Genomic DNA, 24,751 nt, shown 5'->3' with positions numbered 1-24,751 from the left:
CCGAAGGAGCCCCGCCATGCCGACCGTCCCCGCCACCGAGGCCCCCGACACCGCCGGAGCGTCGATCGCGCGGTTCGGCCTGGGCACCGCGGCCGTCGGGCGGCCGGGCTACATCACGCTCGGCCGCGACCTCGACCTGCCCGCCGAGCGCACCGTCGACGCCCTGCGCGAGCGCACCCACGCCCTGCTCGACGCCGCCTTCGCGGCCGGCGTGCGCTACTTCGACACCGCCCGCTCGTACGGGCGCGCGGAGGAGTTCCTCGGCGAATGGCTCGCCGCCCACCCGCGGCAGGCGGCCGAGGTGACGGTCGGCAGCAAGTGGGGCTACACCTACACCGCCGGCTGGCGGGCCACCGGCGTGCCGGTGCACGAGGTCAAGGAGCACTCGACGACGGTGTTCGACCGCCAGGTGGCGCAGACCCGGGCGCTGCTCGGCGGGCTGCCGGACATCTACCTGGTGCACTCGGTCACCCCGGACAGCCCCGCGCTCACCGACCCCGCGCTGCACGGGCGGCTCGCCGCACTGGCCGCCGAGGGCGTGCGGGTGGGCCTGTCCACCAGCGGCCCCGAGCAGGCCTCGGCGGTGCGCGCGGCCCTGGCGGTGACGGTCGACGGGCGGCCGCTGTTCACCGCCGTGCAGTCCACCTGGAACCTGCTGGAGCCCTCCGCCGGTCCGGCGCTCGCCGAGGCCTACGAGGCCGGGTGGCTGGTGGTGGTCAAGGAGGGCATGGCCAACGGCCGGCTCGCCGACCGCAACGCCACCGGCCCGGACACCGCCGCGCTGCGCGCGCTCGCGGCCCGCACCGGCGCGTCCTGCGACGCCCTGGCGCTGGCCGCCGTCGCCGCGCGGCCCTGGGCGGACCTGGTGCTCTCCGGGGCGGCGACCACCGGTCAGCTGGCCTCCAACCTGGAGGCCGCCGGGCGCGTCCTGGACGCCGACGACCTGGCCTGCCTCGCGGAACTGGCCGAGCCGGCCGAGGAGTACTGGCGCACCCGCTCGGCGCTGCCCTGGGCCTGACCGCGCCCGGTCCCGTCAGCGCGCGGCGCGGCGGACCGTCAGCACGTCCCGGGTGTGCCCGATGGCGTAACCGCCGTCCGGCCGGGTGAAGTGGCGCTCGACGGAGGAGGCCAGCTCCGCGCGTTCGGGCAGCGGGTCCACGGTGGCCAGGTCGGCCACGTTGATCATGAACTCGGCGACGTCCACCGCCTCGTCCAGCCGGTCGGTGCGGTAGTGCAGGTCGAGGGCTTCGAGGGCGAACGTCCACGGCGCGGCGGCCCGGTCGGCGTCCTGGGCGGAGAGTTGCTCGGCCGGCGGCCGCAGGTCGTAGCGCACGCGCGTGAAGTGCGCGGCCATCCGCATGCAGGGGCTCTCCGGGTTCTGCGGCACCACCAGCAGCGTCCCGCCGGGGGCCACCCGGTCCAGCACCCGGCGCACCGTGCCCGGCCGGTCCGTCGGCGGCACGTAGGACAGCACGTGCGAGAGGCGCACCAGGTCCGCCGGGCCCGGCGGCTGCGCCGTGTCCACCGGCTCGGGCAGGACCAGCGCCTCGGGGCAGGCCAGGCGGAGCTTCTCGCGCATCGCCGCACTGGGCTCGACGGCCACCGTGCGGTCGCAGCACTGCGCCAGGTAGGCGGTGGTCCGCCCCTCGCCCGGCTCGACGGCGTTCCCGTGCCGGGCCAGTGCACCCAGGCACGGGGCGGCGCCGGCGCAGGCACGTTCCTGCCCTCGTGCCGCGCGCCGGACGGGGCGCCGCGGAACGCGCCGAACGCCGCCGAACCCCGCTGGACCGCCGCCGTCCGACGTCCGTGCACGTCACGGCCACGTCCGCGATCGCCGCTCCCGGCACGCTCGGGGCAGCCGGCGCCACCGCGCCGCCACCGCCCCTGCGCACCACCCCGCCGGAAGGAAGACGACCGCCCGTGTCCCGTACCGCCCGCCCGCGCCACTACCTGATGTGCCGTCCGACCCACTTCACGGTCGACTACTCGATCAACCCGTGGATGGAGCCGGCGAAGCCGACCGACGCCGAGCGCGCCGTCGCCCAGTGGGAGCAGCTGTACGCGCTTTTCCGGGAGCTGGGCCACACCGTCGAGCTGATCGAGCCGCTGCCCGGCCTGCCCGACATGGTGTTCGCCGCCAACGGCGCCACCGTCGTCGACGGCACCGCCCTGGTGGCCCGCTTCCGGCACCGCGAGCGCGCCGACGAGGCCACGGCGTACCTGGAGTGGTTCCGCTCGCGCGGCTACCGCACGGTGGCGCAGGCCGGGTTCACCAACGAGGGCGAGGGCGACTACCTCCTGGCCGGCGGGCGGCTCCTGGCCGGGACGGGCTTTCGCACCGACCGCCGGGCGCACGCGGAGGCGCAGCGGGTGCTGGGCCGCCCGGTGGTGACCCTGGAGCTGGTCGACCCGCGCTACTACCACCTGGACACCGCGCTCGCGGTGCTCGGTGAGGAGGAGATCATGTACTACCCGGCGGCGTTCTCCCCGGAGAGCCGGAGCACGCTCGCCGCGCTGTACCCCGACGCCGTGCTCGCCACCGACGAGGACGCCGCCGTCTTCGGCCTCAACGCCGTCTCGGACGGCCGCCGGGTGGTCCTGCCGGAGGCGGCGGTGGCGCTGGCGGCGCGGCTTCGCGCGCGGGGCTTCGAGCCGATCGGGATCGACGTCACCGAGCTGCTCAAGGCGGGCGGCAGTGTGAAGTGCTGCACCCTGGAGCTGCGCGGCGCACCCGCCTGACCTGCCCCTTTCCCGGCGCCGCCCGCCGGGAAACCGGATGTGCTCCCCGGCCGCCCGGTGTTAGGGTCGTCCGGCCGGCCGCGGGACTCCGGTGCGACTTCCGGAACGTGCCCCTACCGCAATGATTCGCAGTTCGCGCCCCCATTCCCCGGCCGGCATCACTCCATGACGGGACGCGACCGGAGGGCGGGGCGGTGGAGACGTACGGCGACCTGGTCGCCGCCGAGGACGTGCTGCTGTTCGTCAACGCCGCGATCACCGGCACCGGCCAGCGCGAATTCCACGGCGCGGCGGCCGAGCAGCAGCTCTCACTGGACTTCCTGCACGCGTACATGCGCGTCAACTACCGCGGCCCGTACGCCGCCGCGCTCGCCCTGGACATCAACGACCACAACGCCGCCCTGATCGTCCGGCACCTGCTGGAGACCTCCCGCGAGGCCACCGAGGAGCAGCGGCGCACCGAGGGCCGGCTGATCGCCCGCCGCCTGGAGCTGCTGCCCCCGCAGCGGGTCTACCGGCTGATCGGCGAGCTGCGCCGCGCCAGGGTCAACAACCGCCGCACCCGCGCGATCCTGCGCGACTGGCTCGCCGCGCGCCCCGATCAGGCGCTCGACGCCGTCAAGTACCGCGCCGGGTTCAAGCGGGCGCTGCGCCACGCCCACCTGCGGCCCGCCGAGGCGGAGACCGGGGACTTCCTGTACGCCCCGCGCCGGCGGTCCAAGTACCGGGCGCCGCTGCTGGACGCCTGGCGGCGCGCCCACCACCAGCAGGCCGCCGTCTACGAACTCCCCTACACCGTCGCGGAGTCCTTCGCGCAGCGGCACGGGATCCCGCGGGCCGCCTTCCTGGAGCGCATCGCGCCCCGGCTGACCACGCTGGAGCGGCTGCGCCTGCAGGAGTCCGCCCGGGCGCACGGCGCGGGCGCCGTCGCCGCGGACCTCGCGCGGATGCCGCTCACCCGGCTCGCCTCCTACGTGCTCGCGCTGCCGCCCGCCGACCGCACCGCCCGCCGCGCGGAGCTGACCGACGCCCTGCGCGGCGCGGCGCGCCGGGCCGCCCGCGCGGCCGGGGCCGCCGAGGGCGGCTGGGGCCGGGTCACGGCGGTGCTGGACGACAGCTGGTCCGCGTACGGCTCGGGCGTCAAACGCCGCCGGCCGCTGGCCGCCGCGCTCGCCTGCCACTTCCTGCTGGAGGCGCTGGCCGGCGAGTACACCGCACTGTGGACCTCCGGGCGCAGCGACGCGCTGCTCGCCCGCCCGTCCGGCCCGACCCCGCTCGGCCGCCGGATCCTGGACGCGCTCGACACCGCGCCGCAGCGCCTGCTGATCGTCTCCGACGGCTGGGACAACGCCCCGCCGGGCCTGGCCGCCGAGGTGCTGCGGGTGTGGCGCACCAGGCTGGACCCGGAGCGCCGGACCAGCATCGTGCACCTCAACCCGGTCTACGACGCGGAGGGCTTCGACGTCCGCCGGCTCGCCCCGACGGTGCCCACCGCCGGGCTGCGCGACGCCGAGGACCTTCCGGCGCTGGTCGAGTTCGCCCGCTTCGCCGAGGGCCGCACCGGCCTCGCGGAGCTGACGGAGCACCTGGCGGCCCGCACCGCACGCTTCCTCGCCGACCCGGAGGTGACCGCCCGGTGAGCACCGCCCCGCCCGCCTTCCGTCCGGACCTCACCGGCCTCGACACCCGGCCCGCCCAGGTGTGGGGCGGCGTGCGCCTGGTGCCGCTGGTCCGCGCCGAGCCGATCGCCGACCTGCGGCTGCGCCAGGAGCTGTACGAGGAGGAGTACGCCGCCGTCCCGGTCGGCCGCCGCGCCCACTACTGCTCCTACGTCCCGCACGGCTTCGTCGCCGACTGGACGCGCGACGGCACCCCGGCGGCCGCGTACGGCACCCGGCTGGACGCGTCCGACGCCGGTGCGGCGCCGCCCGAGCGCGTGCGGGTCCGGGTGCCGCGCCGCCTCGCCAAGCGCGAGGGCCGCACCCGGCTGCGCTTCCTGCCGCTGCACCTCGCGCTGGACGGCTACCTCGCGCTGCACTTCGGCGGCCCGTCCCTCGCCTGGGAGCAGTGGTCCGAGCGGGCGCTGCGCCACGGCCTGTCCCCGCGTGCCGAGGAGGCCTACGCCGGTGACCGGGTCCGCGGCCTGGCCGACGCGCTGCGGGTCTTCGAGCTGTACCCCGGCCAGTGCGGCCTGGTGGTGTACGTCGCCGACGCCCTCGCCGCGGCCTTCGCCGTCCCGCACCCCGACGACTACCGCGCCCTGCACCGCACCCTGCTGCTGGACCTCTACGGCGAACTGATCCACCACTACGCCACGCTGTCCGCCCCCGTCCCGGACTTCCGCGCCGACCTGCGCGCGGCCGGCCCGATCGGCTCGGCCGCCGACCTGCGCGCCGCCGTCGCCCACCAGGAGCGCGCCTGGGCGGACTTCCACGACGGCACCATGGCCGGCGGCCTGCTGGACAGCGACTACCGGGCCCGGGTGGTGCGCCGCACGGACCGCTTCACCCTCTCCCGTTTCCTCCCGGACTTCCGGCCCCGCCGGGAGAACCACATCGGCGAGGCGATCACCGACGAGCACGGGCGGATCGCCTACCTGAAGACCTTTCGCCTCTCCGAGGCGCAGGTCCGCCGCGGCTACCTGCTGGACCGCCTCGCCGCCCACGACTGGCACCTGCCCGCCGCCGCCGGCGCCCTGAACCTCACCGAGGCCCAGCTCGCGCTGCGCCTGGAGGGCGCCGGCTTCGGCGAACTGCTGCGCCAGGACGTCCTGGACCACTACCGCCGGGCGGCGCGCGGGTAGGGGCGTCTTCCTGCCGGTCGCCCTCAGGAGCGGGCGGGCCCGGTCCAGTCGGCGGGGACGTGGCCGAGGCGGACGCGCTGCGGGTGGTCGCCGACCTCGACGGAGGAGGTGCGCTGCCCGGTGGCGAAGTCGATCGCGGTGACCCGGTCGGCGCCGCTCTCGGAGACGACGCAGGAGCGGCCGTCGCCGCTGACCGTCGCCCAGTAGGGCTTGGCGACGGGCACCAGCGGGCCTTCCCGCAGGGTGGCCCGGTCGACCACGGTGGCGTAGTCGTCCATGGTGCCCGCGACGCAGAGCCGGTCCCCGGCGGGGCTCATGGCCAGGCCGTGGTGGCGGGAGTCGTTGACCCAGGTGGTGCGGTCCTCGCTGGTCGCCGGGTTCCCGGGCAGGGTGGCGACCCGGGTGATCCGGTCGGCGGCGGCGTCGTACTCCACGAGGCCGTTGAAGAAGGAGACCTGGAAGTACAGCGTCGAGCCGTCCGGGGTGAAGGCGGCCGGGCGGATCGCGTCGGAGAGGTCGGGGCGGCCGAAGGCGTCGAGGCGCTCGCGCATGTCGATGATCCGGACGGTGCGCAAGGTGTCGGCGTCGGCGACGGTGATCCGCCGGTCGCCCTTCGTCCAGTCCAGCCAGGGCGCGTCGAGGGCGGTGGTGACCTCGCCGATCGACATGTTCCAGATCCGCCGGCCGCCGTCGGTGAAGAGGTTCTCGTGGGGCTTGTCGCCGGTCGCGAAGGAGCCGATGGGGCGGCCGGTGGCGATGTCGAGCACGTGCACCGTGTTCGCGGTGGAGGCGGAGACCGCGACCCGGGTGCCGTCGGGCGAGAGCGCCATGTGGTCGGAGCGGTAACCGGCCACCGGGAAGCGCCAGTTGATCCGGCCGGTGGCGAGGTCGAGGGAGACCACGTCGGCGAAGCTGGGGCGGGAGACGACCACGGCGGTGCCGTCCGGGGTGGTGTACATGTCGTCGGCGAACTGGTCGTGGCCCTCGCCGGGGCCGAGCCGGACGCCGAGGAAGTAGGCGAGCTTGACGGGGTTGAGGTAGATCTCGGCGAGGCGCTGGTCCTTGTCGGGGACGACGTCGATCCGGCCGATCCGGGCGAGGTCGCCGCGGGCGGTGACGACGTCGGCGGTGCCGTCCCAGTTGTTGGCCACGAACATCACCTCCCGCAGGGCGGCGGGAGCGGCCGGGGTGCCGGGGCCGTCGGCGGCCACGGCGGAGCCCGGCAGGGCGAGGCCGAGCACGGCCGCGGCGGCGGCCAGGGCCCGCGGGCGACGACGGCGCGGGAGGAACTTCGGGAACATCGCGGCTCCTTGGCGCGTGCGCGGCCCACGGGGCGCACGAGGTGCGGGACGACGGGGGTCGGCGTGGGCGCTACTCGACGGTAGGGAGCACCCGGTGGCCCTGGCAAGACTCCCGACAGGTGTTGCTGACGAATTGTCAACAACTGCCGTGCCACTCCTTGACGGTGCGCGGACACCGCTCTACAACGTAGTCAACTCCCGGACGCCGGCCCCCACGGCCCCTGTTCCGGGACGTCCGCCCGCTCGCCCCCCACCGAGAACGAGGCCCCCTCATGCGCATGCACCCCTGTCTTGCCCTGGCCGCGGCCGCCGCGACGCTGACCGTCGGCGCCCTCCCGGCGTCCGCGACCCCCGCCGCGGCGCCGGTCGCCGCCGGGCCGGTGCTGACCACCGGAGGCGCCGGCGGCACGGCCGTCGCCGTCGGGGACGTCCTGCTCGCCCCGCTCGCCGCGGGCACCCGCGCGACCTTCTCCTCGGACACCACCGGCTCCACCGGCGTCTTCTGCGGCGTCTCGCCGCTCACCGCCAAGGTCCTGGGCAACCCCGCCGCGCCGGGGACCGCCACCGCCTCGCTGACCGGCCTGACCTTCGGCTCGTGCACCTCCAACGTCACCGGCGTCACCTCGGTGAAGAGCCTCACGGTCGGCAACCTCGCCTACAACGTCGCGGTCAGCGACGCCGCCGGCCTCCCGGTCGCCCTCACCGCCGGCCCGGCCGGACCGATCCAGGCCTCGGCCGTGCTGAACAGCTGGTTCGGCACCCTCACCTGCACCTACCAGCTCAGCGGCGCCTTCGCCGGCACCGCCGACAACACCGCGCACGCCCTGGTCTTCCGCAACGCCCACTTCGTCAAGAGCGGCGGCTCCGCCCTCTGCCCCGGCGAGGGCTACTTCTCCGCCGCCTACGGCCCGGTCACCGACTCCACCCAGCCCGGCGCCCCGGCGGTCACCGTCAACTGACCCCCCACCCACCCCACCGGCCCGCGAGCGGTGCGCCCCCGCCCACCGCTCCCGGGCCGGTGCGTGTTCCTACCGGCCCTGGGCACGGACGCAGGGCCGGCCGGTCAGGCGATCTTGGCGCAGAGGGGGTCGGCGGTGCCGTGGGTGAGGGTGAGGGTGCGGTAGCCGGTGGGGCTGATGCCGATGGTGTAGACGCCGTCGACGGTGTAGAGGTCGCGGGGGAGGGTGCCGGCGCCGGTGCCGAAGCCGAGCAGGATCGGGCCGTGGGCGCGCCAGGTCTGGGAGCCGTCGGGGCGGTAGTCGACGAGGGAGCGGCCGCCGGCGTCGGCGTCGTGGTGGGCGCCGGTGAGGGTGTTGGTGAGCCGCATGACCAGGGCGCCGCGGTAGGCGACGCGGCGGACGGTGCCGTCGGGCTCGGCGGACAGGACGTGGCGCTCGACGCGGTCGACGACGGGTTCGAGGTGCACCGGGAAGTCGCAGCGGCTGCCGGCTGGCAGGTCGAAGGACGGCGAGGGCCACGGCTCCCAGCCGCCGCGGGCGGCGGCACCGGCGGCGGGGGCGGCGGCGAGACCGCCGGCCAGGGCGGTGAGGGCGGCAGCGGCGGCGGTCGCGAGTCGCAGGGGGATGCGGCGCATGGTCGGTCTCCTGATGGTGCGTCGGACTGGTCGGCGGCCAGCCTGGCAGCGGCCGCTGACCGGATTCTCACCATCGCCGATCGTCAGCTGCCCCCGCGCGGCGCGGCGCCCCGCCGTAGGGTGGCCCGCCATGGAGTTCCGACTGCTCGGCCCGTTCGGGGCCGACCACCACGGCGAGCCCGTCCTGGCCGGCGCGCGCCGCCAGGAGCGGTGCCTGCTGGCCGTCCTGCTGCTGGAGGACGGCCGGGTGGTCGCCACCGAGCGGCTGATCGACCTGCTCTGGCACGGCAGCCCGCCCGCCTCCGCGCGCGGCACCGTGCACACCTACATCGGCCGGCTGCGCGCCCGGCTGCGCCCGCACGGCGTGCTGATCGAGACCCGGCACGAGGGGTACGCCCTCGCGCCCGGCCACCACGGCCTGGACGTCCGGGAGTTCCTCGACCTCACGGCCCGCGCCTCGGCGACCGGCGACCCGGCCGAGCGGCTGCGCTGCCACGACCGGGCGCTCGCGCTCTGGCGCGGGCCGCTGCTCGCGGACGTCGCCGACGAGGCGCTGCGCGGGCGGATCGGCGGGCGGCTGCTCCAGCTGCGGCTGTCGGCCCTGGAGCAGCGGGCGGAACTGCTGCTGGCGATGGGCCGCCACGACCGGCTGCTCGCCGATCTCCCGCTCCGGGACGGCGAGTTGGACGGCCTGCCGCCCCGGGAGCGGCTGGTGCGCGCCGCGATGACGGCCCTGTACCGGGCGGGCCGGCAGGGCGAGGCGCTGGCCCTGTACCGGCACACCCGGCGGACGCTGGTGGAGACGCTGGGCGTGGAGCCGGGCGCCGAACTGGCCGCGCTGCACGAGCGGATCCTGCGCGCCGACCCGCGGCTGGACCGGCCGCCGGCGCCGCTGTACGCGGTTCGGGTGGGCGAGGAGTGGCTGCCGTGGAGCGCGGGCGGCCACCCGGCGCTGGAGTTCTGCAACACCTTCGCCGGCTGGGGCGCCCCGGACCCGCTGCCCGGGTCGGACTGGCTGCGCGGCTACTCGACGCTCGCGGTCTGGGCGGGCCACCAGGACCTCGCGGAGCAGCCGCTGGTCGAGGCGCTGCTCCGGCAGGCCGCGCGGCGCCCGGACGAGGCGGCGGCCGTCCTGGCCGAGGCCCGCGCGTTCCGCTCGGCGCTGTACGCCTGCCTGACCGATCCGCAGGACGGGGCGGCCTTCGGGGAGGTCGCCGCCGTGGTCCGGCTCGCCACCCGCGCGGCGGAGTTCACCCGGGGCGAGGACGGCCTGGCGCGGTGGCGGCTGCCGCCGTCGGCCGGGCTGCGGCTGCCGCTGTACGCCGCCGCCCGGGCGGCCGCCGAACTCCTGGCCGAGCCGCGCCGGCTGACCGTCCAGCGCTGCCCGAGCGCGGACTGCGGCTGGCTGTTCCTGGACGCGGGCGGGCGGCGGCGCTGGTGCAGTCTGGCGACCTGCGGGGCGCCGGCCGGGCGCGCTGCGCCCTGATTCCGGACTCCGCGCGCCCGCTTCGCTCAACTCCTTGACGAATGCATGACATTGACGGACCATCGTGCTCGCGGCGCCGCACCTCCTCCACCGTTCCGTCCCTACGGACCCCCCACAGGAGGACAGTCATGCGACTGCCCCGCCGAGGGAAGCCCGCCGCGGCCACCGCCGTCCTGCTGGCCCTCGCCCTCGCCGTCCCCCTCACCTCCCAGGCCACCGCCCAGCCGGCCGACGGTCCCGTCGCCGGCTCCGGGAGCGGCTCCGAGGCCGGCTCCGAGGCCGCCCGGCAGTACCGCCTCGACGGCCCCCGGACCGTCGCCGAACGCACCGCCGTCGCCGCCACCGGTGCCTCGGTGGACGCCGTCCGGCCCGACTCGCTCACCGTCACCGCCACCCCCGCCGAGGCCGCCCGGCTGCGCGCGCTCGGCTGGTCGCCCGCCCCGCTGCCGATCCCCCGGTACGGCGCCGAGCCCGGCCGGGAGGGCGTCGGCGCGGCGCTGTACGACTTCCCGTCCGCCGACTCCGGCTACCACAACCACGCGGAGGCCGCGGCCGACATCGACGCCGTCGTCGCCGCGCACCCCGCCATCATGAGCAAGCGGGTCATCGGCACCTCCTACGAGGGCCGGCCGATCGTCGCCGTCAAGATCAGCGACAACGTCGGCACCGACGAGAACGAGCCCGAGGTGCTGTTCACCGCGCACCAGCACGCCCGCGAGCACCTCACCGTCGAGATGTCGCTCTACCTGCTGCACGAGTTCGGCGACAAGTACGCCACCGACGGCCGGATCGCGAACGCGGTCGACACCCGGGAGATCTGGATCGTCCCGGACCTCAACCCGGACGGCGGCGAGTACGACATCGCCACCGGCCGCTACCGCAGCTGGCGCAAGGACCGCCAGCCCAACCCGGGCAGCAGCAGCGTCGGCACCGACCTCAACCGCAACTGGGACTACAAGTTCGGCTGCTGCGGCGGCTCCTCCGGCTCCACCGGGAGCGAGACCTACCGGGGCAGCGCGCCGGAGTCCGCCAAGGAGACCAGGGTGGTCGCCGACTTCGTCCGCAGCCGGGTGGTGGGCGGCAAGCAGCAGATCACCTCGGCGATCGACTTCCACACCTACAGCGAACTGGTGCTCTGGCCGTTCGGCTGGACCACCGCCAACACCACCACCGGCATGACCGCCGACGAGTACAACACCTTCGCCACGCTGGGCCGTTCGATGGCCGCCACCAACGGCTACACGCCCGAGCAGTCGAGCGACCTCTACATCACCGACGGGTCGATCGACGACTGGCTGTGGGGCGCGCAGCGGATCTTCGCCTACACCTTCGAGATGTACCCCGGGCCGAACGGCGCCAGCGGCTTCTACCCGCCCGACGAGGTGATCGGGCGCGAGACCAGCCGCAACCGGGAGGCCGTGCTGCGGCTGGTGGAGACGGCCGACTGCGTCTACCGCGCGATCGGCAAGCAGCAGCAGTACTGCGGCATCGCCAACTGAACCGCCGGGCGACCACGTTCGCCGGGACCGAGCCGCCCGTCCGGACAGCAGGCGTCCGGGCGGGCGGCGTCTTTCCTGCGGGGCAAGGAGCATGCCACCTCGATCAGGCCAACGGAAGGGCGTCGTCCGGTCATTCGGACCATCGGACGGACCGGACCGCCGTTCGGGTGCCACCATGACCTCAGAACGATGTGACATGTCACAGAGCGTCCGGCCTTGCCGTCGGACGCGCTGTCCACAGGGAGGAAACCCACCCATGCACCGTCGTCGCACCGCCGCCACCCTGGCCGGCGCCGCGGTCCTCGCCGCGCTGACCGCCGCCGCCCCGGCCGCCGTCGCCGCCCCCACCCCCACCGGTCCGCCCGGACCCTTCACCACCTGCGGAACTCCGGGCGCGCCCGGCCTGCTGCAGACCCGCGCCTGTATCGACGTCAACGGCCTCCAGGTCCGCCTCTACGGACACGCCTACCCGACCAACCCGGCCTGGGTCCCCCAGAACGTCGGCTTCAAGATCTCCGGCACCGCCCCCGGCCTTCCGCCGGGCCCGCCCGTCTACACGACCGCCCTGGTGCCCTCCGGCGGCATCTACGTCGGCGAGATCAACACCACCGCCACCTGCGGCAGCACGGTGACCGCCAACTTCAGCGTGGACAACGGCGGTTGGCCGCCGTCGCCGGCGACCGTCTCGGTCGTCGTCCCCTGCTGAGACCGCTGAGACCGCTCCCGGTCCCAGCCGCGCGGCCCGGCCCGTCCACCGGGCCGGGCCGCGCCCTCTATGGTGTGCCGATGAGTCTTCATGTGATCGTCGGACACGGGCCCGCCGGAGCGGCCACCGCCCGCCTGCTGGCCGACCGGGGCCACACGGTCCGGGTGGTCACCCGGTCCGGCCGCCCGGCCGGGTCCGGCATCGAGCACCTGGCGCTGGACGCCACCGACACCGCGCGGCTGACCGAGGCCGTGCGCGGCGCCGCCGCCCTCCACAGCTGCGCCGCCCCGCCGCTGCCCCGCTGGACGACCGACTGGCCGCCGCTGCACGCCTCGCTCTGCGCGGCCGCCGAATCGACCGGCGCCGTGCTCGTCATGCTCGGCAACCTCTACGGCTACGGCCCGGTGGACGGCCCGCTCACCGAGGACCTCCCGCTCGCCGCCACCGGGCCGAAGGGGCGGCTGCGCGCCTCGCTCTGGGAGCGGGCCCGGGCGCTGCACGAGGCGGGCCGGATCCGCGCGGTCGAGGTCCGCGCCTCCGACTTCTTCGGCCCCGGCGTGACCGACGGCGGCCATCTGGCCTCGCGCGTCGTCCCCCGCCTTCTGGCCGGCAAGCCCGTCTCCGTGCTCGGCGACCCGGACGCCCCGCACAGCTGGACCTACCTCCCCGACGTGGCCCGCGCGCTGGCCGAGGCCGCCACCGACGAACGCGCCTGGGGCCGGGCCTGGCACGCCCCGACCGCCCCCGCCCTCCCGATCCGCCGCATGATCGACCTCCTCGCCGCCGAGGCCGGCGTCTCCCCCGTCCCCGTCCGCCGCCTCCACCCCGCCGCCCTCGCCCTGGCCGGCTTCTTCTCCCCCCTCCTGCGCGAACTGCGCGAGACCCGCTACCAGTTCGACCGTCCCTTCACCATCGACACCACCGCCTGGACCACCACCTTCACCACCCGCCCCACCCCCCTGGACACCCAGCTCCGCACCACCGCCACCTGGTGGCGCGACCGCCGGGCCCTGGCCTGAGACGGCGCTCAGACGGCCTCGATGCGTTCGACGACGAGTTCGCACAGTTCGTGGGTGCGCAGGGCGTCGTGGGCGTCGGCGCGGGTGCCGGTGCGCACGGCGGTGAGGAAGGCGAGGACGACCTGTTCGATGCCGCGCTGGCGGGCGACGGGCACCCAGTCGCCGCGGCGGCGGACCGTGGGCTGGCCGCGGTGGTCGATCACCTCGGCGAGGTTGTGGACCTCGCGCCTGGAGTCGGCGCCGGAGACCTCCAGGACCTCCTCCGTCGATCCGGAGCGGCGGTTCATGATGCCGAGGGCCGTGAAGCCGTCCCCGGCGAGGGTGAGGACGACGTGGTCGACCAGGCCGTCGCGCACCCGGGCGCGGACGTCGACGTGCTCGATCTCGCCGGGGGCCAGGAAGCGCAGGGTGTCGACGACGTGGATGAAGTCGTCGTAGACGAGGGTGCGGGCGGTCTCGGGCAGGCCCTCGCGGTTCTTCTGCAGCACGATGAGGTCCCGCGGCCGCTCCAGGGCCTGGGCGTAACCGGGGGCGTGGCGGCGGTTGAAGCCCACCGCCAGGGAGCTGCCGGTGCGGTCGGCAAGGTCGACCAGGCGGCGGGCGCCGTCGAGGGTGTAGTCGAGCGGCTTGTCCACGTAGACGTCGACGCCCGCCGTGAGCAGCTGCTCGACGATCGGCACGTGCTGGTCGGTCGCCGCGTGCACGAAGGCCGCCCGGATGCCGCTGTCGACCAGCCGGCCGAGGTCGGTGAACCGCCGCTCCGGCGCGATCCGGTACGTCTCGCCGAGCCGGTCCAGCTTGGCGCCGTCGCGGGTCATCAGCCGCAGGTCCAGGCCGGGCAGCGCGCCGAGGACCGGCAGGTAGGCCTTCTGCGCGATGTCACCGAGCCCGATCACCCCGACCGGGAGCGGGGCCTCGGGAACAAGCGGGGCCTCGGGAACAGCGGTCGAACTCATCAGATCTCCACGGGTGCGTGAGCCGGTGTCGGCCCTCACCCTACGACCGGGGCGCGACCGGGCCGGACGCGGACCGTCCGGTCCGCGTCCGGCCCGGAAGGGGAGGTCAGGGGCAGAGCTGGTGGGTCGTGGGGGTGCACTCGGGGTCGGGGTCGATCGGGCCGGTGCCGCCGGGGTGGTAGTTGGACCACCAGAGGGGGGTGCTGCCGTAGTAGACGACCAGGTTGCCGCCGTTCTGGATGGCCAGGTAGGCGCCGGGGTGGCGGCCGGTGCGGCTCTCCCAGAGGGGGCGCCAGGCGGCGTCGTAGGCGGTGAGGTTGCCGTCGTCCTGGACGTAGAAGTAGGTGCCGACCCCGTAGGTGCCCACGGCGGTCCAGATCGCGACGTTGTTCTTGTAGAGGACGACGTGCCCGTCGTACTGCTGGTACAGGACGGTGCTGCCGTCGGGCGAGGACCAGCTCTGGCCGCGGCTCAGGCCGGCGGTGGCCTGGATGACCGTCTGGTTGGCGTCGGAAGCGGGGGCCGCGGCGGCCCCGGGAGCCGCGGCGGCCGTGACGGCGGCGGGGGCGGGGACGCCGTCGGCGGCCTGGGCGGGTGCGCCCAGCAGCCCGGTCGCCATCAGGACGGCGCCCAGCGCGACGCCGGCGCGGGGGACGAGGGAACGCGCGATGCTCATGACGGACACTCTCCTCGGGTCACTTCTCCGAATGGCCTGTTGCCTCGGAAAGTCTCACGGCGCGCGATCCGGCCGGGCAAAGCCCTTCGACCCACCCCGAAAACGGGCACGCCCCGGGATCACCCGGTGCGCCCCGCGCGCAGCAGGTAGAGGCCGGAGGCGGCGGCGAGCACCGCCATGCAGCCGGCGAAGACCACGCCCGCCTCGGACAGGCCGATCGGCTGGGCGAGCAGGCCGATGCCGATGACCGGGATCGAGATGCCGAAGTAGGCGACGACGAAGAGGGCGGAGAGCGCGCCGCCGCGGTGCTCGGCGGGGGCGACGGCGGCGATCTCGCCGACCGCGCCGCGCAGGCCCATGCCCTGGCCGGCCCCGCCCACCAGGGCCGCGAGGACCAGCGGCGGCAGGGTGTCCCAGGCGAGCGAGGCGGCCAGCAGGGCGAGGCCCGCGATCAGCACCAGGCACCCCAGCGGGATGGCCCGGGCGGTGCCCAGCCGGGGCACCAGGAGCTGGCCGAGCGTGGAGGCGAAGAAGGCCGTGAAGACGATCAGCCCGATGACCGCGCGGTTGTGGACGCCCAGTCCCTCCGTGAGGAAGGCGGGGCTGACGGAGGTGAAGACGCCCAGCAGCGAGAAGCCCGCGAAGGCGGCGAGGCCCGCCGGGACGAACACGCCGCGGACCTCCGGCGGCAGCGAGGGCCGGTTCGGGCGGGCGGTGCGCAGCGGGCGGGGGCCCTCGACGGTCTCCGGCAGGAACCACATGACGGTGAACGACCCGGCGAGCAGCACCAGGTGCACGACGAACGGCAGCACCAGGGGGTGCGGCGCGTACTCGGCGAGCAGGCCCGACAGCAGCGGTCCGCAGCCGAGGCCGCCCATGTTGGCGGCGGTCGCGGCGAACCCGGCCCGGGCCCGGCGCCCGGGCGGGGCCAGTTCCAGCACGTAGGCGGTGGCGGTGCCGGTGAACAGGCCGGCCGACAGGCCGGAGAACAGCCGGCCGAGGCAGAGCATCGGCAGGCCGCCCACGGCGAGGAAGGCGACGGCGCTGCAGGCCGCGAAGGCGAGGCCGCAGAGCAGGACGGGCCGGCGTCCGACGGTGTCGGAGACGTTGCCGACGAGCAGCAGGACGGCGATGACGCCGAAGGCGTAGACGGCGAACACGACCGTGACCATCAGTTCGGAGAAGCCGATCTCCTCCTGGTACAGGCCGTAGAGCGGGGTGGGCAGGGTGGTGCCCGCCATGCAGACGGCGAAGGCGGCGGCGGCCCCGAGGTAGGCCCGGCGGCGCGCGGCGGGCGGCCGCCCGGTCGGACGATCGGTCATCAGTTCACGGTAGGCGGGTCTCCGGGCCGGGGCCGGGTCGGCGGCGGCGGGCTGCGCCGAATGGCCGCCTGGGCGGCGGGGGGCGCGGCGACGCTGCGGCGGGGGCCGCGGCGACACGGAAATGTCCCAGGGGGACTTCTGTCCCATTGAGACATTTTCCGGGTGTACGGTGGGGAGCGTGAGCATCGAGAAGGACGAGGCGGCCGCCGGCGGCCGGCGCGGGCGCAAGGCCCGGCGCACCCGGGAGTCGCTGGCCGGCGCCGCGCTGCGGCTGGTCCTGGACCGGGGCCTGGCGGCGGTCGCGGTGGAGGACGTCACCGAGCTGGCCGACGTCTCCCGGCGCACGTTCAGCCGGTACTTCCCGTCCCGGGAGGACGCCGTGCTGGACTGCCTGCGGGCGGACTTCGACCGGATCAACGCGGCCCTGGCCGCCCGCCCGGCGGACGAGACCCCGCTGACCGCCTACCGGGCGGCCCTGCGCGCCTGGCTGCGGGACGGCGCCGAGCCGGCCTGGCACCGCCGCCCGGACATGCGCGAGCTGTTCGCGCTGATCGCCCGCGAGCCCTCGCTGACGGCCGCCTACCGCCGGATCTGCGTGGACGCCGAGGAGGCGTCCATCCGGATCGCCGCCGAACGGCTGGGGCTGGACGCCGAGCGCGACCTGCGCCCGGCGGTGGCGATCGGGCTCGGAGTCGCGGCGCTGCAGGCCGCCGCCCGCGCCTGGGTCCGCCGGCCGGCACCGGGAGCACCGGACGGCGGCGGGGCGGACGGCGGCGCGGACGACCTGCCCGAGCTGCTGGAGCAGGCCTTCGCGGCGCTCACCGCCGAACCGCCGCCGACCCCGACTCCGGACCCGGACCCGGACCCGGACCCGGCGGCAGCCTGAACCACCCGCACCACCCCGCGCCGCCCCCGGCGCGACCGCACCGAAGGAGCACCACCATGACCACCACCCCCGACACCACCGGCACCGCCCACCCGCAGGAGTTCACCGGCCGCGTCGCGCTGGTCACCGGCGGCGCCTCCGGCATCGGCCTCGCCGTCGCCCGGCGCCTGGCCGCCGGCGGCGCCTCCGTCGCCGTCGCGGACTTCCACGCCGAAGGTGCCCGCCAGGCCGCCGCCGCCCTGGAGGCCGAGGGGGCGCGGACCCTGGCCGTCGAGATGGACGTGACCGACCCGGAGTCGGTGCGCGCCGGCGTCGAGGCCACCGTGGCCGGCCTCGGTGCCCTGCACCTGGCCGTCAACAACGCCGGCGTCGCGGGCGCGACCGCGCCGACCGGCGCCTACGACCCGCAGGAGTGGCGCCGGGTGCTGGCCACCAACCTGGACGGCGTCTTCTACTCGCTGCGCCACGAGATCCCGGCCATCCTGGCGGCCGGCGGCGGCGCGGTGGTCAACATGGCCTCCATCCTGGGCACCAACGGCTTCGCCGGCTCGCCCGCGTACGCCGCCGCGAAGCACGGTGTCGTCGGCCTGACCAAGACCGCCGCGCTGGAGTACGCCGCGCAGGGCGTGCGGATCAACGCGGTCGGCCCGGGCTTCATCGACACCCCGCTGCTGAGCGGCGCCGACGAGGCCGCCCGCGAGGCGCTGATCGCGCTGCACCCGGCGGGCCGGCTGGGCCGCGCCGAGGAGGTCGCCGAGCTGACCGCCTTCCTGCTGTCCGACCGGGCCTCCTTCGTCCACGGCAGCTACCACCTGGTCGACGGCGCCTACGCGGCCCGCTGACCTCGCCGGCCGTCCGGCGTTTCCGACACGGGGGCACGCGCGCACCGAAGGTGCGCACACGGATCACCAGGGAATGGAGTACCCGCATGAAGGCCGTCCAGTACCGCACGATCGGCGCCGCCCCCGAGGTGGTCACCGTCCCGACCCCCGAGCCCGGCCCCGGGCAGGTCCTGCTGAAGGTCACCGCCGCCGGGGTCTGCCACTCCGACATCGCCGTGATGAGCATGCCCGCCGAGCGGCTGGGATTCCCGCTGCCGCTCACCCTCGGGCACGAGGGCGTCGGCACCGTGGCCGCGCTCGGCGCCGGGGTGAGCGGCCTGAGCGAGGGCGAGGCCGTCGCCGTCTACGGCCCGTGGGGCTGCGGACGCTGCCTCACCTGCGCGCAGGGCAAGGAGAACTACTGCCTGCGCGCGGCCGAGCTCGGCATCCGTCCGCCCGGCCTCGGCGCGCCCGGCGCGATGGCCGAGTACCTGCTCGTCGACGACCCGCGCCACCTGGTGCCGCTGGGCGGCCTCGACCCGGTGCGGGCCGTGCCGCTGACCGACGCGGGGCTGACGCCCTACCACGCGATCAAGCGCTCGCTGGGCAAGCTGCTGCCCGGCAGCACCGCCGTGGTGATCGGCACCGGCGGGCTCGGCCACGTCGCGATCCAGCTGCTGCGCGCGATGACCGCCGCCCGGGTGGTCGCGCTGGACGTGACGGAGGAGAAGCTCGCCCTGGCCCGCGCCGTCGGCGCGCACGAGACGGTGCTCTCCGACGCCGCGGCCGCCGCGACGGTGCGCGAACTCACCGGCGGGGTCGGCGCCCAGGTGGTGCTGGACTTCGTCGGCGCCCCGCCGACCACGGCCGCCGCCGGCGCGATGGCGGCCGTCGAGGGCGACGTGACCATCGTCGGCATCGGCGGCGGCACCCTGCCCGTGGGCTTCGGCAGCCTCCCGTACGAGGTCTCGGTGGCCTCGCCCTACTGGGGCACCCGCGACGAGCTGATCGAGGTGCTTGACCTCGCCCGCGCCGGGACCCTGGACGTGCACGTGGAGACCTACGGCATCGACGACGCGCCGCTGGCCTACGAGCGCCTGCACGCGGGCCTCGTCAACGGCCGGGCCGTCATCCTGCCGCACGGCTGACCGCCCGCGCCCCGGCGCCGCGCCGACGGGACCGCTCCCCGGCGCGGCGCCGCCGCCGAGGGCTGGCGGATGACCTGTGCGTGCCTGTCCGCGGCGTCCTCCGCCGACCCGGCGGCCAAGCGGTTCGTCGACGACTACACCGCGCTCGCCCACCAGCCCCCGGGCACCTACTCCCCGGAGAGCTACGACGCCGCCAACGCCCTCATCCAGGTGATGGCGTCGCTCGGCGCCGACATCGACCGCCAGAAGGTCGTCGAAGGCCTGCGCACCGTGGACCACCAGGGGCTCACCAAGGAGATCAGGTTCCAGCCCGACGGCGAGGTCACCGAGAAGGGTGTCTACGTCTACGAGGTCAGGAACGGCAGGATCGCCGCGCTCGGCACGGTCGACAAGCTGGTCGCCGAGTGACCCGCGCCGTCCCATGTGCCTCACCGACCACTTCTGGCAGTTCCTGGTCCGGGAGGGCGAGGTGGTCACCCTGCTGGGCGCCAACGGGGCCGGGAAGACCACCGCCCTGCAGGCGGTGTCGGGCCTGTTGCGGCCCCGCGGCGGCGAGATCCGCTTCCGGGGCGTCCGGGTGGACGGCGTCCCGCCGCACGAGGTGGCCGGCCTCGGGATCGGGCACGCGCCCGAGGGGCGGCGGGTGTTCCCGGCGATGACCGTCCGGGAGAACCTCGACATGGGCGCCTACCGCTTCCGCCGCACCCCGCGGGCGGAGCTCGACCGGGTCTTCGCCCTGTTCCCGGTGCTGGCCGAGCGCCGCGCCCAGGAGGCCGGCACGCTGTCCGGCGGCGAGCAGCAGATGCTCGCGATCGGACGCGCGCTGATGGGGCGGCCCACCCTGCTGCTGCTGGACGAGCCGTCGATGGGGCTGGCCCCGCTGGTCGTCGCGCAGATCTTCGACATCGTGCGGGAGATCAACGCCCAGGGGACGACCGTGCTGCTGGTCGAGCAGAACGCCGCCCAGGCGCTCAGGCTCGCCGACCGCGGCTACGTGCTGGAGACCGGGTCGATCGTGATGAGCGCCCCGGCGGCCGAGCTGCTGGACGATCCGCGGGTGCGGGCCGCCCATCTCGGCGAGGCGGCGCGCTGAGCACCCGCGGCGCGGGTGACCGGTTCGGGCGCCGGGCCGGGGCCGGGCAGCGGTCCCGGGTGCGGGCGCGGCTCCGGGCGGGGCGCGGGCGGGGGCGGCGGATCGGGCTGCAGCGGCGGCGGGCCGGGCGGCACCGGGTCCGGCCCGCCGGGGCCGGGCACCGGACCGGGCAGTGGACCGGGGCCCGGGGCCGGTCCCGGACCGGGCGGCGGGGTGGGGCTGGGCGGTACGGGGTCGTTCGGCGGTGTTCCCACGGCGGGGTCGCTCCTTCCCGGGTCCACGGCTGCGTTCCCGCACGCGGCTACCCCGTTCCGCACCGTCCACGCCCGGGCCCGGACCGGCGCCACCGCGCGGCGCCGGGCAGGTCGCGGACCGCCGCGCGGTGGAGCGTGGTGAGCATCGCGGCGACGGCGGCGGTCACCGGGGTGCCGTGGGTGGGGCGCTCGGCCCAGCGCCAGTCGCCGTCCGGGTTGACCTCCAGGAAGACCGGGGTGCCCGCGCTGAGCAGGAAGTCGAAGGCGCCGTAGCGCAGGTTCATCGCGGCCAGGACGCGGGTCGCGGCGGCGGCCTCCGGCGGGCCCGCGTCGAGTTCCCGGCCGTTCGCGAGCACGCGGAGCGGCCCGAGAATCCCGAATCCAACCGTCATCTCACGCCAACTTGATGACGAAGGAACGCCCTTCCACCTCGGCGTCCGAAACGGCGTCCAGCCGCTGTTTGACGGAATTGAGGACGGCCACCTCGTCCTCGGTGAGCCGGGACAGCACGTCCCGCTGCTCCAGGGTCAGCAGGTCGACCGGATTGCCCGCCTGCCGGAGGGCGTCGAGGGCGTCGAATGTCATGGTCCCCTCCTTCTCGGACAGCCGGTCATCATCACCGCCGCCCGGGGGCCCGTCCATGAGACTCTTGGGCCAGGCACCGCCCTCGGCCGGCGGCGGGGGGACGGACGCCGTGAGAATCAGCGCGAGCAGTCCGGCCTGCAGTCTTGACCGGAGTCCCAGTTTCGCCAGAATGGCGGTGACGAACCGTTTGACGGTGCGTTCGCTGATATGGAGTTCGCAGGCTATCGACCTGTTGTCGTATCCGAGGCCCAGCAGGTGCAGCACGGCCCGTTCGCGCGGTGTCAGCGCCCCGGTCAGCGGCAGCGCGGCCGCCGCCGGCAGCGGCGACACCCCTGACGCACGGGGCGTCCCGCACGCCGGACACACCGGATCCCCACCATCCATCGACAGGATCCCCCCTCCGACGGCACATCACTGCGGTGCCCTCATGCTGACGCCCGCACCGGAGCCCGGCAAGAGGGCGGGCGGCCCGGAGAACGCGCACCGCACCGGCCCGTTGTCGGCCCCCGGCGCTACCGTGTCCCGCATGTCATCACTGATCACCGCCATCACCGAGCACGACGAGGCCGCCCGGTTCCTGGCGTGGCCGGGCGACTTCGACCTGGACTGCGGGGAGCACGTCGAGGAGGTCCACCTCGCGTCGGGGGCGGCGCTGGAGGGGTTCGCCGGGGACGGCGCCGGGGGCAGCTTCTACTTCTGCGGCGACGGCGGCGAGGAACGCCCGGTCCTGTACGCCGACTCCGAGGGCCAGGCGGCGCTGCTCGCCGTCGGGCTGCCGGAGCTGCTGCGGCTGCTGCTGGTCGTGCCGTGGTGGCGGGACTGCCCCACGTTCTCCGAGGAGGAGAGCGAGCGGGCGCGTGCCCGGCACCTGGAGGACATGCCCGACCTGACGGCCGGGCGGGACCGGGCGGCCGCCGCACTCGGCCTGGAACTGCCCACCGAGGCCGAGGCCCTGGCGCGGCTGCGCGAGGTCGTCACGGGCGCCGGCGAGGCGTTCACGCTGATCTTCACCCCGGACTCGCTGCCCTACGAGCCGCTCTTCGAGGTCTGACGGCCGGCCGCCGCCGTCACGGCCCCGCGGGGGTGCCGGGGGCGGCGTCGGCCAGCGCGTCCAGGACGGGGCGGAGGAGCGGGTGCCCGTCGGCACCGGCCCGGACGGCGGCGAAGACGCGGCGGGTGGCGAGCGCGCTGTCGACGGGGCGGACGGCGACCCGGGCCAGGTCGACGCCGAGCAGCGCCGAGCGCGGCACCAGCGCCACGCCCGCCCCGGCGGAGGCGAGGGCGACGACGGCGCGGAAGTCGTCCGAGGAGTGCACCAGGCGCGGCTGGAAGCCGGCGTGCTCGCAGGCCAGCAGCACCACGTCGTGGCAGGGGTTGCCCGGGTAGGGGCCGATCCACGGCTGGTCGGCGAGGTCGGCGACCGCGATCGGGCCCTCGCCGGCGGCCAGCGGGTGGTCGAGCGGCAGCACCGCCTCGAAGGGTTCCGCGTAGAGCGGGACGCGGGTCAGGCGGGCGTCGTCGGCGCGCGGGGCGCCGCGGTACTCGACGGCCATCGCGAGGTCGGCGCGCCCGTCCAGGACCATCGGCAGGCTGGCGTCGCCCTCGGCGTCGAGCACCTTGAGCCGCACGCCCGGCGCGCGCGCGGCCAGGAGGCCGATCGCGGGGGCGAGGACCAGCGAGATGCCGGTGGCGAAGGAGGCCACGGTGACCTCGCCCGACACGCCCGCGCTGTAGGCGGCGAGGTCGGCCTCGGCGCGTTCGAGCTGGGCGAGCACGGCGTCGGCGTGACCGAGCAGGATCTCCCCGGCGGCGGTGAGCCGCACGCCCCGGCCCTCGCGGGCCAGCAGGTGGTGGCCGGTCTCCTGCTCCAGCGCGGCCAGCTGTTGCGAGACGGCGGAGGGGGTGAGGTAGAGCGCGGCCGCCGCGGCGGTCACCGTCCGGTGGTCCGCCACCGCTCGCAGGGTCCGCAGCCGTCTCGCGTCGATCACAGCCCCAATTCTGCCAGCGCCGGTGCGGCCGGCGGGGCGGGGGTGACGAAACGGTGAAGAAGACGCGACCGGAGTAGGAAGTCGGCCCCGCCGACTTCCTGTTCCGGAGGCCGACCGCGGCGGCGGGGCGGGGCCTCGCGGCGGGCGAGGGTGTCGAGGGCGGGCCGGTCGGCCGGGGCCGCTGCGGGCGGGCCGGGCGGCGTCTCGCGCAGGCCGGGCCGCAGCGGGCGGGCCGGGCGGCTTCTCGCGCAGGCCGGACTCCGGCATCTGCCGGTTCGCCCTCGCACTTTGCAAAGTGCGAACTTTGCAAAGCGAGTGAGCAGGTGAGGGGGGCAGATCCCCTGTGCGGCAGGGGCCAGGTGGCTCCACGGCGCCGCCGAGAGCTCTTTGCAAAGTATGCGAGCACTTTGCAAAGAGCTCGGCGGGCAGCGGGTGAGGCAGGAGAAGCGGGCACGGAAAACCGCGAACGGGAGTGGGAAGTCGGACGGGCCGACTTCCCACACCCGTCGCGGGAGGGTGGGGCAGGTGGTCTTGGGTGCCGTGCGGTGGAGGCGGGCCGGTCCGGCCTCCACCGCACGGCGGCTGGCGAGCCCGTGGCGCGTCCGGTTCCGAGCGGACGCGCCACGGGCGATCGGGGGGCGGGCGGCTACTCGCCCAGGGCGGCGCGGGCGTCGACGAAGGCCGCCACCGCGCGCTCGACGTCCTCGGTGGTGTGCGCCGCGGAGAGCTGCACGCGGATCCGGGCCTTGCCGTGCGGCACGACCGGGTAGGAGAACCCGATCACGTAGACGCCGCGCTCCAGCAGCAGCTCGGCGAGGCGGCCGGCCTTGGCGGCGTCACCGATCATCACCGGGGCGATCGGGTGGTCGCCGGGCAGGATCTCGAAGCCCGCCTCGGTCATCTTCGAGCGGAACAGCGCCGTGTTGGCCGCCAGCCGCTCGCGCAGCTCGTTCGACTGCTCGACCAGGTCCAGCACCTTCAGCGAGGCGGCCGCGATCACCGGCGCGAGCGAGTTCGAGAACAGGTACGGCCGCGACCGCTGGCGCAGCAGCGCGACGATCTCGCGGCGCGCGGCCACGTAGCCGCCGGAGGCGCCGCCGAGCGCCTTGCCCAGCGTGCCGGTGATGATGTCCACGCGGTCCATCACGCCGTGCAGCTCGGGGGTGCCGCGCCCGTTCGCGCCGACGAAGCCGACGGCGTGCGAGTCGTCGACCATGACCATGGCGTTGTAGCGGTCGGCGAGGTCACAGATCTCGCGCAGCGGCGCGACGTAGCCGTCCATGGAGAAGACGCCGTCGGTGACGATCAGGCGGCGGCGGGCGTCCTGGCTCTCCTTGAGCTGCTGCTCGAGGTCGGCGAGGTCGCGGTTGGCGTAGCGGTGGCGGCGGGCCTTGCACAGGCGGATGCCGTCGATGATGCTCGCGTGGTTGAGGGCGTCGGAGATGACGGCGTCGCGCTCGTCGAGCAGGGTCTCGAAGACGCCGCCGTTGGCGTCGAAGCACGAGGAGTAGAGGATGGTGTCCTCCTGGCCGAGGAACGCGGAGAGGCGCTCCTCCAGCTCCTTGTGCACGTCCTGGGTGCCGCAGATGAAGCGGACGGACGCCATGCCGTAGCCCCAGCGGTCGAGGGCGTCCTTGGCGGCGGCGAGCACCCCGGGGTGGTCGGCGAGGCCGAGGTAGTTGTTGGCGCAGAAGTTGAGCACCTCGCCGGGGGTGCCGCCGGCGGTGACGGTGACGGCGGCGCTCTGCGGGGTGCCGATGACGCGCTCCGGCTTGAAGAGGCCGGCCTCGCGGATCTCCTCGATGGTGGCGGCGAGGTCGTCGCGCACGGTGTCGAACACAGCTGCTCCTAAGCGGGGTGGCAACGGGCGGGCGA

24 protein-coding genes and 1 pseudogene are annotated in these 24,751 nt (G+C 75.6%); 15 read left to right on the top strand and 10 right to left on the bottom strand.

All coding sequences use genetic code 11. The features are described from left to right. The first annotated feature begins 16 nt into the window (after positions 1–16). A complete protein-coding gene (locus tag ABT093_RS20575) occupies positions 17–1,018 on the top strand; it encodes an aldo/keto reductase (RefSeq protein ID WP_350566214.1) in 1,002 nt (333 codons plus the stop codon). 15 nt (positions 1,019–1,033) lie between these two features. Here the strand turns inward: ABT093_RS20575 and ABT093_RS20570 are convergent, their stop codons facing one another. Continuing rightward, the gene (locus ABT093_RS20570; RefSeq protein WP_350566288.1) at positions 1,034–1,681 is read right to left on the bottom strand and encodes a class I SAM-dependent methyltransferase; all 648 of its coding nucleotides are present in this window, start codon (positions 1,679–1,681) and stop codon (positions 1,034–1,036) included. Positions 1,682–1,920: 239 nt separating this feature from the next. On the opposite strand from ABT093_RS20570, the gene ddaH reads away from it, so the two are divergent. The 3 genes from ddaH (at position 1,921) to ABT093_RS20555 (ending at position 5,542) form a co-directional block, all read left to right on the top strand. Further along, positions 1,921–2,739: a dimethylargininase gene (gene ddaH / locus ABT093_RS20565; RefSeq protein ID WP_350566212.1), complete on the top strand. Its 819-nt coding sequence runs from the start codon at positions 1,921–1,923 to the stop codon at positions 2,737–2,739. Positions 2,740–2,933: 194 nt separating this feature from the next. Next, positions 2,934–4,379, top strand: coding sequence for a hypothetical protein (locus tag ABT093_RS20560; RefSeq protein ID WP_350566210.1), 1,446 nt, complete (start codon positions 2,934–2,936; stop codon positions 4,377–4,379). Continuing rightward, positions 4,376–5,542, top strand: a complete 1,167-nt coding sequence (locus ABT093_RS20555) for an ARPP-2 domain-containing protein (RefSeq protein WP_350566208.1) — start codon at positions 4,376–4,378, stop codon at positions 5,540–5,542. Before ABT093_RS20560 ends, ABT093_RS20555 begins: the two co-directional genes overlap by 4 nt. Positions 5,543–5,565: 23 nt before the next feature. On the opposite strand, the gene ABT093_RS20550 is transcribed toward ABT093_RS20555, so the two are convergent. Continuing rightward, entirely contained in the window at positions 5,566–6,843 is a 1,278-nt protein-coding gene (locus ABT093_RS20550) for a YncE family protein (RefSeq protein WP_350566206.1), read from the bottom strand. A gap of 278 nt (positions 6,844–7,121) precedes the next feature. Between ABT093_RS20550 and ABT093_RS20545 the strand changes: the two genes are divergently transcribed. Further along, positions 7,122–7,802 (top strand): Tat pathway signal sequence domain protein, encoded by a 681-nt coding sequence (locus ABT093_RS20545; protein ID WP_350566204.1) that lies wholly within the window; start codon positions 7,122–7,124, stop codon positions 7,800–7,802. A 104-nt stretch (positions 7,803–7,906) separates the two neighbouring features. Here ABT093_RS20545 and ABT093_RS20540 read toward each other — a convergent pair whose 3' ends face one another. After that, positions 7,907–8,437 (bottom strand): hypothetical protein, encoded by a 531-nt coding sequence (locus ABT093_RS20540; protein WP_350566203.1) that lies wholly within the window; start codon positions 8,435–8,437, stop codon positions 7,907–7,909. A 130-nt stretch (positions 8,438–8,567) separates the two neighbouring features. On the opposite strand from ABT093_RS20540, the gene ABT093_RS20535 reads away from it, so the two are divergent. The 4 genes from ABT093_RS20535 to ABT093_RS20520 all read left to right on the top strand — a co-directional run bounded on the left by ABT093_RS20535 (position 8,568) and on the right by ABT093_RS20520 (position 13,147). After that, positions 8,568–9,923 carry a BTAD domain-containing putative transcriptional regulator gene (locus ABT093_RS20535; protein WP_350566201.1) on the top strand — a complete coding sequence of 452 codons (1,356 nt, stop codon included), beginning with the start codon at positions 8,568–8,570 and terminating at the stop codon, positions 9,921–9,923. A 128-nt stretch (positions 9,924–10,051) separates the two neighbouring features. After that, a complete protein-coding gene (locus tag ABT093_RS20530; RefSeq protein ID WP_350566199.1) occupies positions 10,052–11,422 on the top strand; it encodes a M14 family metallopeptidase in 1,371 nt (456 codons plus the stop codon). A gap of 256 nt (positions 11,423–11,678) precedes the next feature. Further along, on the top strand, positions 11,679–12,128 hold the full coding sequence (locus ABT093_RS20525; protein WP_350566197.1) for a hypothetical protein: 450 nt from the start codon (positions 11,679–11,681) through the stop codon (positions 12,126–12,128). A gap of 80 nt (positions 12,129–12,208) precedes the next feature. After that, on the top strand, positions 12,209–13,147 hold the full coding sequence (locus ABT093_RS20520; protein WP_350566195.1) for an NAD-dependent epimerase/dehydratase family protein: 939 nt from the start codon (positions 12,209–12,211) through the stop codon (positions 13,145–13,147). Between the two features lie 8 nt (positions 13,148–13,155). Here ABT093_RS20520 and ABT093_RS20515 read toward each other — a convergent pair whose 3' ends face one another. The 3 genes from ABT093_RS20515 to ABT093_RS20505 all read right to left on the bottom strand — a co-directional run bounded on the left by ABT093_RS20515 (position 13,156) and on the right by ABT093_RS20505 (position 16,101). After that, positions 13,156–14,103 (bottom strand): Gfo/Idh/MocA family protein, encoded by a 948-nt coding sequence (locus tag ABT093_RS20515; protein ID WP_350566193.1) that lies wholly within the window; start codon positions 14,101–14,103, stop codon positions 13,156–13,158. A 106-nt stretch (positions 14,104–14,209) separates the two neighbouring features. Then, positions 14,210–14,779, bottom strand: coding sequence for a hypothetical protein (locus ABT093_RS20510; RefSeq protein ID WP_350566191.1), 570 nt, complete (start codon positions 14,777–14,779; stop codon positions 14,210–14,212). 119 nt (positions 14,780–14,898) lie between these two features. Continuing rightward, complete coding sequence (locus ABT093_RS20505) at positions 14,899–16,101, bottom strand: MFS transporter (RefSeq protein WP_350566189.1); 1,203 nt, start codon at positions 16,099–16,101, stop codon at positions 14,899–14,901. A gap of 178 nt (positions 16,102–16,279) precedes the next feature. Between ABT093_RS20505 and ABT093_RS20500 the strand changes: the two genes are divergently transcribed. The 5 genes and pseudogenes from ABT093_RS20500 (at position 16,280) to ABT093_RS20480 (ending at position 20,049) form a co-directional block, all read left to right on the top strand. Next, the gene (locus ABT093_RS20500) at positions 16,280–16,987 is read left to right on the top strand and encodes a TetR family transcriptional regulator (protein WP_350566187.1); all 708 of its coding nucleotides are present in this window, start codon (positions 16,280–16,282) and stop codon (positions 16,985–16,987) included. 56 nt (positions 16,988–17,043) lie between these two features. Then, the gene (locus ABT093_RS20495; protein ID WP_350566186.1) at positions 17,044–17,829 is read left to right on the top strand and encodes an SDR family NAD(P)-dependent oxidoreductase; all 786 of its coding nucleotides are present in this window, start codon (positions 17,044–17,046) and stop codon (positions 17,827–17,829) included. Positions 17,830–17,915: 86 nt separating this feature from the next. Further along, positions 17,916–18,956 carry an NAD(P)-dependent alcohol dehydrogenase gene (locus tag ABT093_RS20490; RefSeq protein WP_350566184.1) on the top strand — a complete coding sequence of 347 codons (1,041 nt, stop codon included), beginning with the start codon at positions 17,916–17,918 and terminating at the stop codon, positions 18,954–18,956. Between the two features lie 60 nt (positions 18,957–19,016). Then, a pseudogene (locus tag ABT093_RS20485) lies at positions 19,017–19,364 on the top strand (ABC transporter substrate-binding protein); the annotation flags it as partial. 13 nt (positions 19,365–19,377) lie between these two features. Beyond that, positions 19,378–20,049, top strand: coding sequence for an ABC transporter ATP-binding protein (locus ABT093_RS20480; RefSeq protein WP_350566182.1), 672 nt, complete (start codon positions 19,378–19,380; stop codon positions 20,047–20,049). Between the two features lie 301 nt (positions 20,050–20,350). Here ABT093_RS20480 and ABT093_RS20475 read toward each other — a convergent pair whose 3' ends face one another. Both ABT093_RS20475 and ABT093_RS20470 read right to left on the bottom strand, forming a co-directional pair. Beyond that, a complete protein-coding gene (locus tag ABT093_RS20475) occupies positions 20,351–20,695 on the bottom strand; it encodes a hypothetical protein (RefSeq protein WP_350566180.1) in 345 nt (114 codons plus the stop codon). 1 nt (position 20,696) lies between these two features. After that, on the bottom strand, positions 20,697–21,218 hold the full coding sequence (locus tag ABT093_RS20470; protein WP_350566178.1) for a helix-turn-helix domain-containing protein: 522 nt from the start codon (positions 21,216–21,218) through the stop codon (positions 20,697–20,699). Positions 21,219–21,414: 196 nt separating this feature from the next. Here ABT093_RS20470 and ABT093_RS20465 point away from each other — a divergent pair, with 196 nt between their 5' ends. Continuing rightward, entirely contained in the window at positions 21,415–21,939 is a 525-nt protein-coding gene (locus ABT093_RS20465) for a hypothetical protein (RefSeq protein ID WP_350566176.1), read from the top strand. A 16-nt stretch (positions 21,940–21,955) separates the two neighbouring features. Here the strand turns inward: ABT093_RS20465 and ABT093_RS20460 are convergent, their stop codons facing one another. After that, positions 21,956–22,876 (bottom strand): LysR family transcriptional regulator, encoded by a 921-nt coding sequence (locus ABT093_RS20460; RefSeq protein ID WP_350566174.1) that lies wholly within the window; start codon positions 22,874–22,876, stop codon positions 21,956–21,958. Positions 22,877–23,522: 646 nt separating this feature from the next. After that, positions 23,523–24,716, bottom strand: coding sequence for a glycine C-acetyltransferase (locus ABT093_RS20455; RefSeq protein ID WP_350566172.1), 1,194 nt, complete (start codon positions 24,714–24,716; stop codon positions 23,523–23,525). Positions 24,717–24,751: the final 35 nt, after the last annotated feature.

Source organism: Kitasatospora sp. NPDC002551 (assembly GCF_040296005.1).
Lineage (GTDB): Bacteria > Actinomycetota > Actinomycetes > Streptomycetales > Streptomycetaceae > Kitasatospora.
The sequence above is the reverse complement of the archived record's forward strand: the minus strand, read 5'-3'. Positions and strand labels throughout refer to the sequence as shown.

Excerpts from the sequence above, each read along its gene's own strand:
- ABT093_RS20575 (WP_350566214.1), top strand. The coding sequence starts at position 17 with ATGCCGACCGTCCCCGCCACCGAGGCCCCCGACACCGCCGGAGCGTCG.
- ABT093_RS20490 (WP_350566184.1), top strand. The coding sequence starts at position 17,916 with ATGAAGGCCGTCCAGTACCGCACGATCGGCGCCGCCCCCGAGGTGGTC.
- ABT093_RS20505 (WP_350566189.1), bottom strand. The coding sequence starts at position 16,101 with ATGACCGATCGTCCGACCGGGCGGCCGCCCGCCGCGCGCCGCCGGGCC.
- ABT093_RS20525 (WP_350566197.1), top strand. The coding sequence starts at position 11,679 with ATGCACCGTCGTCGCACCGCCGCCACCCTGGCCGGCGCCGCGGTCCTC.
- ABT093_RS20510 (WP_350566191.1), bottom strand. The coding sequence starts at position 14,779 with ATGAGCATCGCGCGTTCCCTCGTCCCCCGCGCCGGCGTCGCGCTGGGC.
- ABT093_RS20480 (WP_350566182.1), top strand. The coding sequence starts at position 19,378 with ATGTGCCTCACCGACCACTTCTGGCAGTTCCTGGTCCGGGAGGGCGAG.
- ABT093_RS20515 (WP_350566193.1), bottom strand. The coding sequence starts at position 14,103 with ATGAGTTCGACCGCTGTTCCCGAGGCCCCGCTTGTTCCCGAGGCCCCG.
- ABT093_RS20465 (WP_350566176.1), top strand. The coding sequence starts at position 21,415 with ATGTCATCACTGATCACCGCCATCACCGAGCACGACGAGGCCGCCCGG.
- ABT093_RS20495 (WP_350566186.1), top strand. The coding sequence starts at position 17,044 with ATGACCACCACCCCCGACACCACCGGCACCGCCCACCCGCAGGAGTTC.
- ABT093_RS20520 (WP_350566195.1), top strand. The coding sequence starts at position 12,209 with ATGAGTCTTCATGTGATCGTCGGACACGGGCCCGCCGGAGCGGCCACC.
- ABT093_RS20535 (WP_350566201.1), top strand. The coding sequence starts at position 8,568 with ATGGAGTTCCGACTGCTCGGCCCGTTCGGGGCCGACCACCACGGCGAG.
- ABT093_RS20550 (WP_350566206.1), bottom strand. The coding sequence starts at position 6,843 with ATGTTCCCGAAGTTCCTCCCGCGCCGTCGTCGCCCGCGGGCCCTGGCC.
- ABT093_RS20530 (WP_350566199.1), top strand. The coding sequence starts at position 10,052 with ATGCGACTGCCCCGCCGAGGGAAGCCCGCCGCGGCCACCGCCGTCCTG.
- ABT093_RS20540 (WP_350566203.1), bottom strand. The coding sequence starts at position 8,437 with ATGCGCCGCATCCCCCTGCGACTCGCGACCGCCGCCGCTGCCGCCCTC.
- ABT093_RS20475 (WP_350566180.1), bottom strand. The coding sequence starts at position 20,695 with ATGACGGTTGGATTCGGGATTCTCGGGCCGCTCCGCGTGCTCGCGAAC.
- ABT093_RS20545 (WP_350566204.1), top strand. The coding sequence starts at position 7,122 with ATGCACCCCTGTCTTGCCCTGGCCGCGGCCGCCGCGACGCTGACCGTC.